This is a genomic window from Flavivirga aquatica (assembly GCF_001747085.1).
GTDB classification, from domain to species: domain Bacteria; phylum Bacteroidota; class Bacteroidia; order Flavobacteriales; family Flavobacteriaceae; genus Algibacter_C; species Algibacter_C aquatica.
On the sequence record NZ_MDJD01000054.1, the window covers coordinates 1,165,250 to 1,179,534 of the forward strand.

Annotated in this window: 13 protein-coding genes; 5 read left to right on the forward strand and 8 right to left on the reverse strand. The window is 30.2% G+C overall.

Annotation, left to right across the window (positions count from 1 at the left end):
• Nucleotides 1-134 precede the first annotated feature (134 nt).
• The 3 genes from A8C32_RS19220 to A8C32_RS19230 all read left to right on the forward strand — a co-directional run bounded on the left by A8C32_RS19220 (nucleotide 135) and on the right by A8C32_RS19230 (nucleotide 2,516).
• Nucleotides 135-731 (forward strand): IS630 family transposase, encoded by a 597-nt coding sequence (locus tag A8C32_RS19220; protein ID WP_093455682.1) that lies wholly within the window; start codon nucleotides 135-137, stop codon nucleotides 729-731.
• 209 nt (nucleotides 732-940) lie between these two features.
• Entirely contained in the window at nucleotides 941-1,729 is a 789-nt protein-coding gene (locus tag A8C32_RS19225; protein ID WP_069831995.1) for a DUF6503 family protein, read from the forward strand.
• A 10-nt stretch (nucleotides 1,730-1,739) separates the two neighbouring features.
• The gene (locus A8C32_RS19230) at nucleotides 1,740-2,516 is read left to right on the forward strand and encodes a DUF6503 family protein (protein ID WP_069831996.1); all 777 of its coding nucleotides are present in this window, start codon (nucleotides 1,740-1,742) and stop codon (nucleotides 2,514-2,516) included.
• Nucleotides 2,517-2,699: 183 nt separating this feature from the next.
• Here the strand turns inward: A8C32_RS19230 and A8C32_RS19235 are convergent, their stop codons facing one another.
• The 7 genes from A8C32_RS19235 to A8C32_RS20830 all read right to left on the reverse strand — a co-directional run bounded on the left by A8C32_RS19235 (nucleotide 2,700) and on the right by A8C32_RS20830 (nucleotide 9,010).
• Entirely contained in the window at nucleotides 2,700-3,524 is an 825-nt protein-coding gene (locus A8C32_RS19235; RefSeq protein ID WP_069831997.1) for a thymidylate synthase, read from the reverse strand.
• A 182-nt stretch (nucleotides 3,525-3,706) separates the two neighbouring features.
• Nucleotides 3,707-5,230, reverse strand: coding sequence for a NupC/NupG family nucleoside CNT transporter (locus A8C32_RS19240; RefSeq protein WP_083253435.1), 1,524 nt, complete (start codon nucleotides 5,228-5,230; stop codon nucleotides 3,707-3,709).
• Nucleotides 5,231-5,245: 15 nt separating this feature from the next.
• Nucleotides 5,246-5,869: a bifunctional nuclease family protein gene (locus A8C32_RS19245; protein ID WP_069831998.1), complete on the reverse strand. Its 624-nt coding sequence runs from the start codon at nucleotides 5,867-5,869 to the stop codon at nucleotides 5,246-5,248.
• A gap of 162 nt (nucleotides 5,870-6,031) precedes the next feature.
• The gene (locus tag A8C32_RS19250) at nucleotides 6,032-6,991 is read right to left on the reverse strand and encodes an electron transfer flavoprotein subunit alpha/FixB family protein (protein WP_069831999.1); all 960 of its coding nucleotides are present in this window, start codon (nucleotides 6,989-6,991) and stop codon (nucleotides 6,032-6,034) included.
• An 81-nt stretch (nucleotides 6,992-7,072) separates the two neighbouring features.
• Nucleotides 7,073-7,819, reverse strand: coding sequence for an electron transfer flavoprotein subunit beta/FixA family protein (locus A8C32_RS19255; protein ID WP_069832000.1), 747 nt, complete (start codon nucleotides 7,817-7,819; stop codon nucleotides 7,073-7,075).
• Between the two features lie 211 nt (nucleotides 7,820-8,030).
• On the reverse strand, nucleotides 8,031-8,579 hold the full coding sequence (locus A8C32_RS19260) for a T9SS type A sorting domain-containing protein (RefSeq protein ID WP_069832001.1): 549 nt from the start codon (nucleotides 8,577-8,579) through the stop codon (nucleotides 8,031-8,033).
• A gap of 269 nt (nucleotides 8,580-8,848) precedes the next feature.
• Entirely contained in the window at nucleotides 8,849-9,010 is a 162-nt protein-coding gene (locus tag A8C32_RS20830; protein ID WP_165605870.1) for a hypothetical protein, read from the reverse strand.
• A 194-nt stretch (nucleotides 9,011-9,204) separates the two neighbouring features.
• On the opposite strand from A8C32_RS20830, the gene A8C32_RS19265 reads away from it, so the two are divergent.
• Together A8C32_RS19265 and A8C32_RS19270 are read left to right on the forward strand one after the other, a co-directional pair.
• Nucleotides 9,205-10,182 (forward strand): pyruvate dehydrogenase complex E1 component subunit beta, encoded by a 978-nt coding sequence (locus tag A8C32_RS19265; RefSeq protein ID WP_069832002.1) that lies wholly within the window; start codon nucleotides 9,205-9,207, stop codon nucleotides 10,180-10,182.
• 78 nt (nucleotides 10,183-10,260) lie between these two features.
• Complete coding sequence (locus A8C32_RS19270; RefSeq protein WP_069832003.1) at nucleotides 10,261-12,774, forward strand: DUF5686 and carboxypeptidase-like regulatory domain-containing protein; 2,514 nt, start codon at nucleotides 10,261-10,263, stop codon at nucleotides 12,772-12,774.
• 98 nt (nucleotides 12,775-12,872) lie between these two features.
• Here A8C32_RS19270 and A8C32_RS19275 read toward each other — a convergent pair whose 3' ends face one another.
• Nucleotides 12,873-13,748, reverse strand: coding sequence for an alpha/beta hydrolase family protein (locus tag A8C32_RS19275; protein WP_069832004.1), 876 nt, complete (start codon nucleotides 13,746-13,748; stop codon nucleotides 12,873-12,875).
• Nucleotides 13,749-14,285 lie beyond the last annotated feature (537 nt).

Consider the following 14,285-nt stretch of genomic DNA (forward strand, 5'->3'; position numbering starts at 1 on the left):
TCAAAAATGGATAGAAGAAACTTATGGAGTTAAAGTAAATTATAAATCATTGTGGAGCCATATTACTCACAAATTAAATGGTAGCTTAAAAATTCCAAGGAAGAGTAATGTAAAAAAGAACAAAGAAGCAGAAGCTGAGTTTTTTAAAACTCCCTAATACACTCACCGACCTTAGAAATAGTCTAAATAAAGATAAGTTTGATACTATCAATCTATATTTTCAAGATGAGGCTCGGTTTGGCTTAAAAACAATTGTTGGTTATTGTTTGTCAGCAATAGGAGTGCGTCCAAAAGTGAATTATCAACACAAATTTGCTAACACGTATTTATGGGGAAGCTATTCTCCAATTAATGGAGATTGTTTTGTCTGGGAAATAAATGGAGTAGATTCTCATATATTTGAGATGTATTTAAAAGAATTTTCTAAACAAAACCCCAGAGAATTCAAAATAGTTGTTATTGATAACGCTGGCTTTCATGCTTCTCAAAATTTAGAAATTCCAGAAAATATTTATCTTTTAAGAATCCCGCCATATAGTCCAGAATTAAATCCTTGTGAACAAATATGGCAGTATATAAAACAACGTTTTAAAAATAAACAATTTGAAAATATTGAACTATTAAAAAAATGGTTATATCAAATGGTTTATGATATGGATGCTAATTTGAGTAAATCGATTGTAAGCAATCATCATTATAACGATATATTCAATAAAATCATATTAAAATAGAAATGGTATTATTCATAAAATAAAGAATAGAATATTTAGTTGATCAATTATTTTTAATAATACGTTAATCGAAATTTTGACAAAAAGTAAAAACCAACCTCTCCCATTAGCTTCTGTTTTTAAGCGCTTAAATACGTTTGCTTGGAATTCATAATATTTCGCCCTATTTTAACCAAAACAAAAATACAACCACTTCAATTTACTCAAAAATGAAATCAACATTACAAAACTCAATTGTGAGCGTATTGTTATTGTTAGGATTGTCTTTAACAACAATAAGCGCCCAACAAGCAGATAAAAAATCTCAAGAATTGTTAGATGCATTAATAAAATTAAATGGAGGCTATGAGCATTTAGCAAGTAAAAAAGATGTTGAATTCACCTATGTATATGAAGTTCTTGGAAAAGGAAAAGATGTTTCTCTTGAGCGCTATATTTTTAATGGAGAACACTCTTGGGCTAAATACGAACAACACGAAAGACATGTTTTACCAAAACATAAGGGAATTGCTATTCAATCTTCAGTTAATGGTGTCTCTAAAATTACTTTAGACGGAAAAGAAATTAAAGACCCTAATGAAGTGAAATGGACTATTTTTCTACGTAAAGTAAATTTCTATTGGTTTAGCATGATGCATAAACTAATGGACCCTGGAACAGTTTATAAATATTTAGGTACCGAAAAAGTAAATGGTATTACCTACGACAAAGTTAGTTTGAAGTATGAGTCGAGTGTTACCAAAAAAAAATATAATGATGAGTTCATTTTGTATTTCAACCCTAAAACACATTTAATTGACGAATTTTATTTTACAATAGCTGAATTTGGATTTACAAAACCAGAAATGCGTATGACTGTGACTTACAATAAACTTGATGGCTTGTATATTCCTACTGAAAGAAAATCGTATCACGAAAATGGAAAAGTAAAAGGCATTTACACTTTTAAAGACATCAAATTCAATAACGGTTTTAAAGCAGAGAATTTTAAAATATAATAATTCAAATATGAAATTCAAAAACTTAACAATAATCATAGCAATATGCTTTTTAGCACTTACTGTAAATGCTCAAAAAACAGACGATAAATCAAAAGAACTATTAGACAACTTATTTAAAGTTAATGGAGGTTACAAACATTTAGCGAGCAAAAAAGATGTTGAATTCACTTATGAATATCGCCTATATGGAGAAGTAAAAGACATTTCCTTAGAACGTCATATTTTTAATGGAGAACACTCTTGGGGAAGGTATGATTTCCACGATCACCATGTATTGCCTAACAGAAAAGGGGTCGCCATTCAATCTTTAGTTCATGGAAAACCTTCAATCACTTTAGATGGAAAAAAAATAACAGATAAAAAAGCAATCGAAGGCACAGTTTTTCTTCGTAAAGTAAACTTATATTGGTTTGCCATGATGTACAAACTACAAGATCTTGGAACAATTTATAAGTACTTAGGGACTCAAACAATAGAAAAAACTACTTACCACAAAGTAAGTTTAAGTTATGATGAAAGTGTAACCAAAAAGAAATTCAATGATGAATATATTTTATACTTCAATCCTGAAACACATTTAATTGATGAATTTTATTTTTCATTACCTGAAATGGGCTTCAATAAGCCAACCATTAGAATGTCTTTAGAATATAAACTTATTGATGGCTTATATGTTGCTACGATTAGAAAGATATATGACAAAAAAGGAAAAGTTAGAGGACACTATACAACAAAGAATATTAAATTTAATAATGGCTTCAAAGCAGAGGATTTTAAATTATAGTAATAATGAATATTATAGATTTAAAATTAGACACTCTAATGTACATTTAAAAACAGTCTATTAAAGTTGTATAAGAAAACAATAAAGATTTAACACATAATAAAATTCCCTAGCTCTAATTACTAATATAATTAGAGCTAGATATATAATAATCATTCAAGAAGTTAAAACAAAAACTCCTGATTATATAGCTACTTTTCCTTTAATATGCGGATGTGGATTATAATCTATTAAAGTAAAATCTTCAAAAGTAAAATCAAAAATATCTTTTACATCTGGGTTAATTTCAATTTTTGGTAATGGTCTCAATTCTCTTGAAAGCTGTAATTCTAATTGTTCATAGTGGTTACTATAAATATGCGCATCTCCAAACGTATGAATAAATTCCCCAGCTTCATAACCACAAACTTGAGCCATCATCATAGTAAATAATGCATAAGATGCTATATTAAAAGGAACACCTAAAAAAATATCTGCACTACGTTGATACAATTGACAAGATAATTTACCATTTGCTACATAAAATTGAAAAAAAGCATGACAAGGCGGTAACGCTGCTTTACCATTTGCTACATTTTCATCAAAAGATTTAGAAGTATCTGGTAACACCGATGGATTCCAAGCAGAAACTAACATTCTACGGCTATTAGGATTGTTTTTTAACGAATAAATAACTTCTTTTATTTGATCTATTTCATCACTATTCCAATTACGCCATTGGTGACCGTAAACAGGTCCTAAATCTCCATTTTTATCAGCCCATTCATTCCAAATACGCACACCATTTTCAGTTAAATACTTAATATTTGTATCTCCCTTTAAAAACCAAAGTAACTCATAAACAATAGATTTTAAGTGTAATTTTTTAGTGGTTACCATAGGAAACCCTTCTCTCAAATCGAATCGCATTTGATAACCAAAAACACTTTTTGTTCCTGTTCCTGTACGATCTCCTTTTTCGTTACCTTGCTCTAAAACGTGTTTTACTAAGTCGTGATATTGCTGCATATTATTTACTACATTCGACTCCCTAAACACAAACTTAGACAGGAATCTTATTAAATTATAATGAAACTTTAATTAGGGTTAAAAATAAAAAAAACAGCATATATAAATCTTAGATACTTCAATATATATTATAAAGTTATCAACTATTGGTAGAAGCATCTGTTGTCTATATAAGAATTAAATTACCCTATAATCATTCCGGCAATAGTTGCCGAAATTAAAGAAGCTATAGTACCTCCAATTAAAGCTTTCATTCCAAATTTAGATAATGTTTTTCGTTGCCCAGGTGCTAAAGAACCAATACCTCCAATTTGAATCCCTATAGATGCAAAATTAGCAAAACCACATAGCATATAAGTTGCCATGATTATAGATTTCTCATAATTTAAATGAATCGCATTCGTAACATTTTTTAAATCTGCTAATTGTATATATCCTATAAATTCACTTGCTGCCAATTTTATACCTAAAAGTTGCCCCATTAAAGCCATATCTTCTCTAGCAACCCCAATAAGCCACATAAGAGGAGCAAAAGCATAGCCTAAAATAAGTTCAAGCGATAAGCTTTTATACGATGTATTACTTGCAATCCAGTTATTTATAGATGATACATCTCCAACCCAACCCAAAATACCATTAAACATAGCTATAAATGCGACGAATACCAAAAGCATTGCTCCTACATTAACAGCAAGCTTTAAGCCTTCTGTAGTACCATTAGCAATAGCATCTAAAAAGTTTGAACCTATTTTATCTTGAGATACCGAAACATCTGTATTAACATTTTCGGTTTGTGGATAAAGTATTTTTGAAATCACTATAGCTCCTGGAGCTGCCATAACGGAAGCTGCTAAAAGATGTTTTGCATAAAACAATCTTAAAACAGGATCGTCACCACCCAAAAAGCCAATATAAGCTGCTAGCACAGCTCCAGCAACGGTTGCCATACCACCAATCATAACTAAAAGCATTTCGGACTTATTCATTTTTTCTAAATAAGCCTTAATTAAAAGAGGTGCTTCAGTTTGTCCTAAAAAGATATTTCCTGCAACACTTAAACTTTCCGCTCCAGATATTTTTAAAGCTTTAGAAAGCAACCAAGCCATAACTCTTACTACTCTTTGAATAATTCCTAAATAAAACAATACAGATGTTAAAGCTGAAAAGAATATAATGGTTGGTAATACTTGAAAAGCAAAAATGAATCCAAAAGTATCCATATCAACAACTAAACCTTCAAATAAAAATTTACTTCCTGCTCTTGTAAAATCTAAAACACTAACAAATAGACCTCCCACAAATTCAAAAATACTTTTAATGAATTCTACCTTTAAAACACCTATCGCAATCAATAACTGGAAAGCTAATCCTATGCCAACAATTTTCCAATTAATAGCTTTCTTATTACTACTAAAAAGAAATGCAATAAATACTAAAGAAATCATTCCTAAAATACCTCGCCACAAACTATTTATTGAAAACCCTTGACTTGAAATTATAGCACCTTCAGCTACATCTACTGTTCTTATTTCAGAGACATCTTCTTTTTTTATATTTAATTTGCTAGTTTCAATTGAGTCAGTTTCTACAAGAACTATAGAAGTTTCCTGTACAGCATCTAATTTTACAGTTTTGTCTAAATTTTGCGCTATAAGAGTATTAAGACCTAAAAAGATTGCAATAAAAAGCAAAAATAACTTTCTCATAATTTTAAATAGGTACTATCCTCTTTTAGAGATTTCATCACGAATATGTGCTGCCTTTTCATAATCTTCATCATTAACGGCTTCTTCCAGTAATTGATGTAATTCTTCTAAGGTTTTTTCTTTGAAACTTTCTGAGGGAGAATCTGTTTCTAATTCACTAGAAACTAGATCGTCCATTAAAATACTATCTTGATTTTCTTCGTTTTCATCTTCCTTTTTAGGGTTTACTTTTAAGTAAATACCTGCTTTATCAAGAATGTTTTTATAGGTGAAAATGGGTGCTTGAAAACGAAGCGCTAAAGCTATAGCATCACTAGTTCTAGCATCGATAATCTCTTCAATCTTATCTCGCTCGCATATTAAGCTTGAATAAAAAACGCCATCAACTAATTTATGAATGATAACTTGCTTTACAACAATATCGAATCTATCTGCAAAATTTTTAAACAAATCGTGCGTTAACGGTCTTGGTGGACTAATCTCTTTCTCCAAAGCTATAGCAATAGATTGTGCCTCAAAAGCACCAATAACAATTGGAAGTTTGCGATCGCCATCTACTTCATTTAAAATTAAAGCGTAAGCGCCATTTTGTGTTTGGCTATAGGATATGCCTTTTATGTTTAATCTTACTAGACTCATAATTTATGAAAACGCAAAGAACTGCTTAAATTAGAACTTTACCAAACTGTTTCTTACAGATTTAAGTATTAAATGCTAATTTAAGTAGTTCTTAAGGACTTTACAATGTATAAAAAAAATAATACCAAATAAACTTCTAAATGATTTATTATGAATCTGATATTATTGCTGTGCTTTAAAAGCTTTTAATTTTTCTATTAATTCTGGAACAACTTGAAAAGCATCTCCAACCACACCATAATCTGCTGCTTTAAAGAAAGGAGCCTCTGTATCTGTATTTATAACTACTTTTACTTTTGATGCATTAATTCCTGCCAAATGCTGAATAGCTCCAGAAATACCAATAGCTATATAAAGGTTTGAAGCTACAGGCTTTCCTGTTTGTCCTACGTGCTCACTGTGCGGTCTCCATCCTAAATCTGAAACAGGCTTAGAGCATGCAGTAGCAGCACCTAAGACATCTGCTAATTCTTCAATCATACCCCAATTTTCAGGACCTTTTAAACCACGACCAGCAGAAACAACAATTTCAGCATCTGCTATGGTAACTTTGTCTGTAGCTTTATCTACAGATTCTACAGTAATCCCTAAATCTGGAATTGAAGGCGTAAAGTCTTCCGCGGAAGCGCTACCTGCACTTTCAACCAATCCAAAAGAATTATTAGAAACACCTACAATTTTTACCTCAGTATTTATTTGAGTCCTTTCAAATGCTTTATTTGTAAAAGCTGAACGTTTTACAATAAAAGGATTTGTATTTGAAGGCACTTCGACAACATTAGAAACGTAGCCCGCATTTAAACCAACAGCTAAAAGTGGCGCAAGATATTTACTATCTGCACTAGAACTAACAACTATTACCTTTGCTCCTTCACTTTCTGCGGCTTGTTTTATAACTTCTGCATAAGCATTAGCGTTAAATGCATCTAGTTGAGTATTCTTTACATTTAAAACTTTATCTGTACCATAAGCACCTAAAGCATTAGTATCGTTTGCGTTTATTGCTAGAGCAGTAACTGTAGTTCCTAATTCATTTGCAATAGCTTTTGCATAAGATGCAACTTCTAAAGCTGTTTTTTTAAACGCTCCTTGTTCTGATTCTGTATATACTAAAACGGACATAAATCTTTAATTTTTAAAATTCAAGAACCAAATTCCAAATATCAAGTATTTGGTTTTAGGTTTTGAGTATTGGAATTTGTTTTAAATCACTTTTGCTTCGTTATGAAGTAAGCTTACTAATTCATCTAAATTATCTGAAGAAACTAAAGTTACTGCACCTTTTGGAGCAGGTTTCTCAAATGACACCGATGTTGTCTCTACATCTGTATCTATAGGCTCTACCACAGTTAGAGGTTTTTTACGCGCCATCATAATACCTCTCATATTTGGTATACGTAAATCGCTTTCTTCAACCAATCCTTTTTGTCCTCCAATAACTAAAGGAAGTGTTGTAGTAACACTTTCTTTACCTCCATCAATTTCTCTTGTAGCCTTAACAGAAACCCCATCTATTTCAAGACTAATACAATTAGTTACAAAATTAGCTTGAAGTAAGCCTGCTAAAACACCAGGCACCATACCTCCATTATAATCTATAGATTCTCGCCCTGCAATAACTAAATCGTAAGCACCATCTTTAACAACATTTGCCAATTGTTTTGCAACAGAGAAACCATCTACTGCTGGTGTGTTTACACGAATTGCAGCATCAGCACCTATAGCTAAAGCTTTACGTAGTGTTGGTTCTGTTTCTGCTCCACCAACATTAACAACAGTAACATTTGCTCCTTGTTTTTCTTTGAACCACATGGCACGAGTTAAACCGAACTCATCATTGGGGTTAATTACAAACTGTACACCATTGGTATCAAATTTAGTATCACCTTCAGTGAAATTAATTTTAGAAGTGGTGTCAGGAACATGACTAATGCACACTAATATTTTCATATTATAACAATTTAATTGTTTAGTTTTTTACTTAAATTAATTGGTTTATTTTGTTATATCAATAATTTAAATTAACAATATAAATACCACAAACACTAACTTATTTTAGAGGTTACGAAGTTAATTATTTTATTTCGATTATTTGTTATGCGTGCATAATAAATAATCGAAAAAACGCTATTGTTTTTGATAAAATTTAAAGTATCTGTTGCTATTGCTTTAAAAATTTAAAGACTTTACTATGACCTGATGAAGGATTGTATACTTTTATAAAATAGATTCCACTTGTAAGCGTGGTAATATCTATGTCGTTATTCTTTAACACTCTTTTTGCGTACAATGTTTTTCCGTTTACTGATTTGATTTCAACATAAAATTCTTTGTTTTTAGTGTTTTTAACTTGCAGATAAGGGTTGTTTTTTGTTTCGTAAAACTTTAAATTATTTTGAAAAAAACTTTCCGTTGATAGTCTTTCTTCTTCAAAAGTTATTTCTAAAAAACCAAATACAGGTGTACTCCCAGAAAGTTTCAATACACTCTTTTCTGTATCAATGAAAGATTGTATATATCCGAGAGTAGTGATATTGCTACATGATATTTCTAGAATAGCATATAGAGCTTCTTCTATTTCACAATAAGTTTCTGTACTTAAATTTGGTATAGCAGTATTTACCTTCCATATGGTAAAATTATTGTTTGTAATTCCTTTAATAACTATTGAAAATGAATTTCCGCAAGGTGTTTCATCAACATTTTGCATTATCAATGAATCATCATCTGAGTTGTAATTAAATTCAACTTTTAAATCAAAATCATTAGGTACATTTTCTTTTTCTCTGTAAACTCCATCTGACCAGTTAATGAAAGATTGAATAATACTGAATTTTTTACCGTCTACAAATTCAATAAATTCATTGTTAATATGAGCTACAGTATAGCTATTATATGCAGTATAACCATATATGATAGAAATAGTTTCAGGATCAACTTTTTCTGATAATTCGATTATTAAATCTTTATTATTAAAAGTTATAGCATACCATTTACCTCAGAAAGATTAAATATCTCATACTTAGCAAAAATATCTGTCACTAATTGCTCTTTATGAGTTAAAGTAATAGTACCATCATTGTTATTCGTGATAGTTGGTAAATCCTTAAAAAACAAAGTCTCTTTAATTTCGGGACACAAAATTGGGTTTTGAGCAAATCAGAAAGAAGAAATAAAAAGAATTAAAACTATTTTTAAGTAAGAGATCTTCATTATTTGTATGTAGTTTCTACAAATGTAATAATTTTTATTTGCAAATAATTTTACTGTTAGTTTTTATGTAAAACTATAATCAATAATTCTTATTTTTGCAATTCGATTTAAAATTATATTTAATGAAGACAATTCAATTTAGAGAAGCTATATGTGAAGCCATGAGTGAGGAAATGCGCAAAGATGAAAGCGTTTACTTAATGGGAGAAGAAGTAGCAGAATATAATGGTGCTTACAAAGCATCAAAAGGGATGTTAGATGAATTTGGAGCAAAACGTGTTATTGATACACCTATTGCTGAGCTTGGTTTTGCTGGTATAGCTATTGGCTCTACAATGACAGGTAATAGACCTATTGTTGAGTACATGACCTTTAACTTTTCTCTTGTTGGAATTGATCAAATTATAAATAATGCTGCTAAGATTAGACAAATGTCTGGTGGTCAATTTAAATGTCCAATTGTATTTCGTGGTCCAACAGCCTCAGCTGGTCAATTAGGAGCAACTCACTCGCAAGCATTTGAAAATTGGTTTGCTAATACACCTGGTTTAAAAGTGGTAGTCCCATCAAATCCTTATGACGCTAAAGGCTTATTAAAAGCTGCTATACGAGATGATGATCCAGTTATTTTTATGGAAAGTGAGCAAATGTATGGTGACAAGGGAGAAGTTCCAGAAGGAGAATATATTATTCCTTTAGGTGTTGCAGAGATTAAACGAGAAGGAACAGATGTTACTGTTGTATCTTTTGGTAAAATAATTAAAGAAGCTTACAAAGCTGCGGATGAATTAGAAAAAGAAGGTATTTCTTGTGAAATTATAGATTTACGTACAGTACGTCCCTTAGATAGAAAAGCAATTTTAGAGTCTGTTAAAAAAACTAATCGCCTAGTAATCTTAGAAGAAGCATGGCCTTTTGGAAATGTGGCTACTGAAATTACTTATTTAGTACAAAATGAAGCATTCGATTATTTAGATGCTCCAATTCAAAAAATTAATACTGCAGATACACCTGCACCCTATTCTCCTGTTTTATTAGCTGAATGGTTACCAAATAGTAACGATGTTGTGAAAGCAGTAAAAAAGGTTTTATATAAATAAAATAAGATTTTTTACGTTATATAAACTTCATTAGCACGATTGTTGATGAAGTTTTTTTTGTTTCAAAAATATGTCTGTATGAATACAAGATTACTTGTTGTATGTTTTTTCCTCATAAGCCTTTCTACGTATGCGCAAACCAAAGTTAGCGGCTATGTATTTGATGAATTTAAAAAACCTATATCTTTTGCTAATGTTATTTTTAAAGGATCTACACTTGGTACTATTACCAATGAAGATGGTAAGTTTTATTTAGAATCTGATGAAACTTGGAAAACTTTAACGCTATCCTTTATTGGCTATAAAACACTTGAAGTAGATTTAAATAAAAAAGTAAATTACGATTTAAAATTTACACTAAAAGAAGAAACTGCTCAATTAAATCAAGTCTTAATTGTTACAGGAAAGCAATCTAAGAAGAACAATCCAGCCATTGATTTACTTAGAAAAATTTGGGCTAACAAACGCAGTAATGGTTTAAAACAATTTAACCAATACGAATACGATAAGTACGAAAAAGTAGAATTTGATATAAATACCATAGATAGTGCCCTTATTAAAAGTAAACTTTTTAGAGGTATGGAATTTGTATTTAATGAAGTAGATACCTCTAGAGTTACAGGTAAGACTTACTTGCCAATGTTTATTAATGAAGCAGTTTCAAAAGTTTATGGAGATAACATCAATAATAAGAACAAAGAAGTTTTAAAAGGCAATAAAAACTCTGGTTTTAGTGATAACCAAGTGGTTATTGATTTTGTTGATGATTTATATTCAGATTTTAATGTTTATGATAATTACTTAAAATTCTTTGACAAAAGTTTTGTAAGTCCACTTTCTAAAACAGGAATTAACACTTATAATTATGTATTATCAGATAGTGCTTTTGTCGATAATAAATGGTGTTATAATGTTGTTTATTATCCTAGACGTAAAAATGAATTAACCTTTAAGGGTGATTTTTGGGTAGCAGACACCACTTACGCCATTAAAGAAATTAATCTTCAAGCGTCAAAAAGTGCTAACATAAACTGGGTAAAAGAAATTTATATAGAACAAGAGTTTGATGTATTAAATGACTCTTTGTTTCTTGTAAAACGTGATTATATGCTGTCCGATTTTGCATTTAATAAAAAAGAAAAATCACGTGGCGTTTATGGTAAGAGAACGACATTATACAATAATTATAAATTTGACATAGAAAAAGACAAAAAGTTTTACGAAACTGAAGTTTATAACTATGATAAAGATGTTTATGATAGAGACGACACTTTTTGGTCTGAAAACCGACTAGAAGAGCTAAATAAAGATGAGAAAGGGGTTTATAAAATGTTAGACACATTAAAAACCGTAAAAAAGTTTAAGCGTCTTTATAATTTAGGGAGCATTTTAGCTTCGGGATATGTTGAATTTAGTTCATTAAATTTAGATTACGGACCCATTTTTTCAACCTTTGGTTTTAATGAAGTTGAAGGTTTACGTTTACGAGCTGGAGGACGTACTTATTTTGGCAGAAACGATCTTTGGAGATTGCAAGGTTTTTTAGCTTATGGGTTTAGAGATGATAAGTTTAAATATGGTATTTCTGGTAAATGGTTATTAGATAAAAAGAGTAGACTTATTATTTCTGGTGGTAATAGACGTGATGTCGAGCAGATAGGCGCTAGCTTAACAACATCTACAGATGTTTTAGGTAGAAGTTTAGCATCATCATCTGTTGTAGGAACTGCGACAAATGATAAATTAACTTCAATAAACTTAACCAGTTTAGCTATTGAGGCTGAACCTTGGAGAAATGTCATTTTTAGATTAAGCGGAAATTATAGAACCTTAGAATCTGCTTCATCTACGTTTAGTTTAGACTATATAGATACTGATTCACCTACGGGTATTGAATCTGAAATTAAGCAGTATGAATCATCATTATCTGTATCTTATTTTCCTAAACGAAAAATGACAGGTTTTGGTGTTGAACGCAAAATAGCAAACGATAATTTTGCCCGTCTTTTTGCTCAAGTGAGTCGTGGAGATAAAACGGTATTAAATAGTGATTTTGATTATACAAAAGTACAATTCTCTTATATACAGCCATGGCAACTAGGAGGTTTTGGTAGATTAATAACTACTTTTGAAGCTGGTAAAACTTTTGGAGAAGTCCCTTTAGGCTTGTTAAGTGTTATCCCTGGTAATCAATCTTATTTTTCTATTTATAATACATTTTCTCAGTTAGATTTTTACGAATTTGTATCTGACACCTATACATCATTCCATTTTGAACATAATTTTAATGGTCGCATATTTTCAAGAATACCTTTACTAAGAAAACTTAATTTACGAGAAATTATAAGTGTAAGAGGTGTTTGGGGTGAATTATCAAATGAAAACATAGCACTTAGCTCTACAGGTAGTCCTAATAGTATTCCTTTAATAGCCCCAACAAATAAACCTTATTACGAATATGGTTTTGGTGTCGGTAACATTTTTAAAGTCTTTCGTATAGATTTTAATTTTAGAGGTAATTACCTAAATAAAATACAAAACCCAGATGCTAGAAAATTTGGTATTACAGGGACTTTTGGTTTTTATTTTTAACAAGAATCTATCGCTTATTTATAGATAATTACAACTTTACATTAAATATAAAAAAGTTGAAATTATTTGTCTGGAAACCTACAAGTTGTTTTGAACGTTTACATATCATTAAACGTTTCTTTTAAAAATTGATCTATCAATATTGTATATTGATTCAAAAAAGGGGCTTTATTCCATTCTGCATGTTTAGCATTTGGCACTATTTTAAATTTATTAATTATCCCCTTTTTATTAAGTTTTTTTATAAATTCAGTATATCTCTCACCAGGCTTATCTTTACCTCCATCAATAATTAAAATGGGCTTCATATGTTTTGTTATATGATTAATTGGGGATCCTTCCCTATAATTTTTTGCTTTTTCTGGATACCCACCACCAAAAAACATATAAGCATTTTTTATATATTTATATTTAGCTTTTTTCACTCTAGCTACTTGATTTACACCTGATCCCATAATAACCGTAGCTTGTAATTCCCCCGATACTTCTGGATAATTCCCTCTTCCGTTAAACTTTTTAGAGTGTCCTGTAAGGGATGCCATAGAAATTAAATGCCCTCCAGCCGACCCTCCAATACCTGAAATTTTATTTGAGTCTACATTAAATTTTTCTGCATTTGTTCTTAACCAGCGAACTGCAGCTTTAACATCTTGAACTGCTCCAGGAAATTTAGCTTCTCCAGCCAAACGGTAATCAATATTTGCTACCACATATCCTTTTTCAACTAAACTAATAGCCATAGGCTTGTAACCTTTTCGTGTACCTCTTACCCAACCTCCTCCATGCACTAATATGATAGCTGGATAAATGCCCTTTTTCTTAGGCATATATAAATCCAAGAGAACAGACTTCCCATTAAAAATAGCGTATTCAATCTCTAAAATTTCAGTGTAATTTTCTTTTTGAGAAAATATTGTATTAGGAATAAAAATTATACTTAAAAAGAGAATGAGACAGTTTTTAATTTTAATCATAATGTCAAAATATTTCTTTGTACCAAGTACTATGACACAAATTAAATAATAAAAAATAGCTGCTTTTTTTTTACTTAATTTTTTTTATAAAAATACATAAAGTTAATTTTTTAACAAAAAAATATTCCAAAATATTAAAGCATAAAATTCTTTTATTTTCTTATCCCTAACTATTCCAATTAACAAAAATATCCTACTGATAAAGAGCCTAAAACAATACATGTACCTCATCCTTTTATATACAAATAAAACCTTTCAAAAAGTCCTTTTATTTTCAATAACTTTATTCTCTATAATTCCAACTGTTTTGTTTCCCTTATAAACACATAAGTTTTCCTTAATTTTTATTCATATCTGTAATTTTATAATTTATATTATAGAAATCATCTTGATTTTTTTAACCGAAAACAAATTGGAATTTGTTTATACTAAGCTCTTTTTAAAAGACATAGCATCGCTACGTGTAAAAAAGTAATGAAATATGAGCGAATTTCAGACATTTTATAGGAAATAGAAGAAGTAAAGGTGAGTTCATAC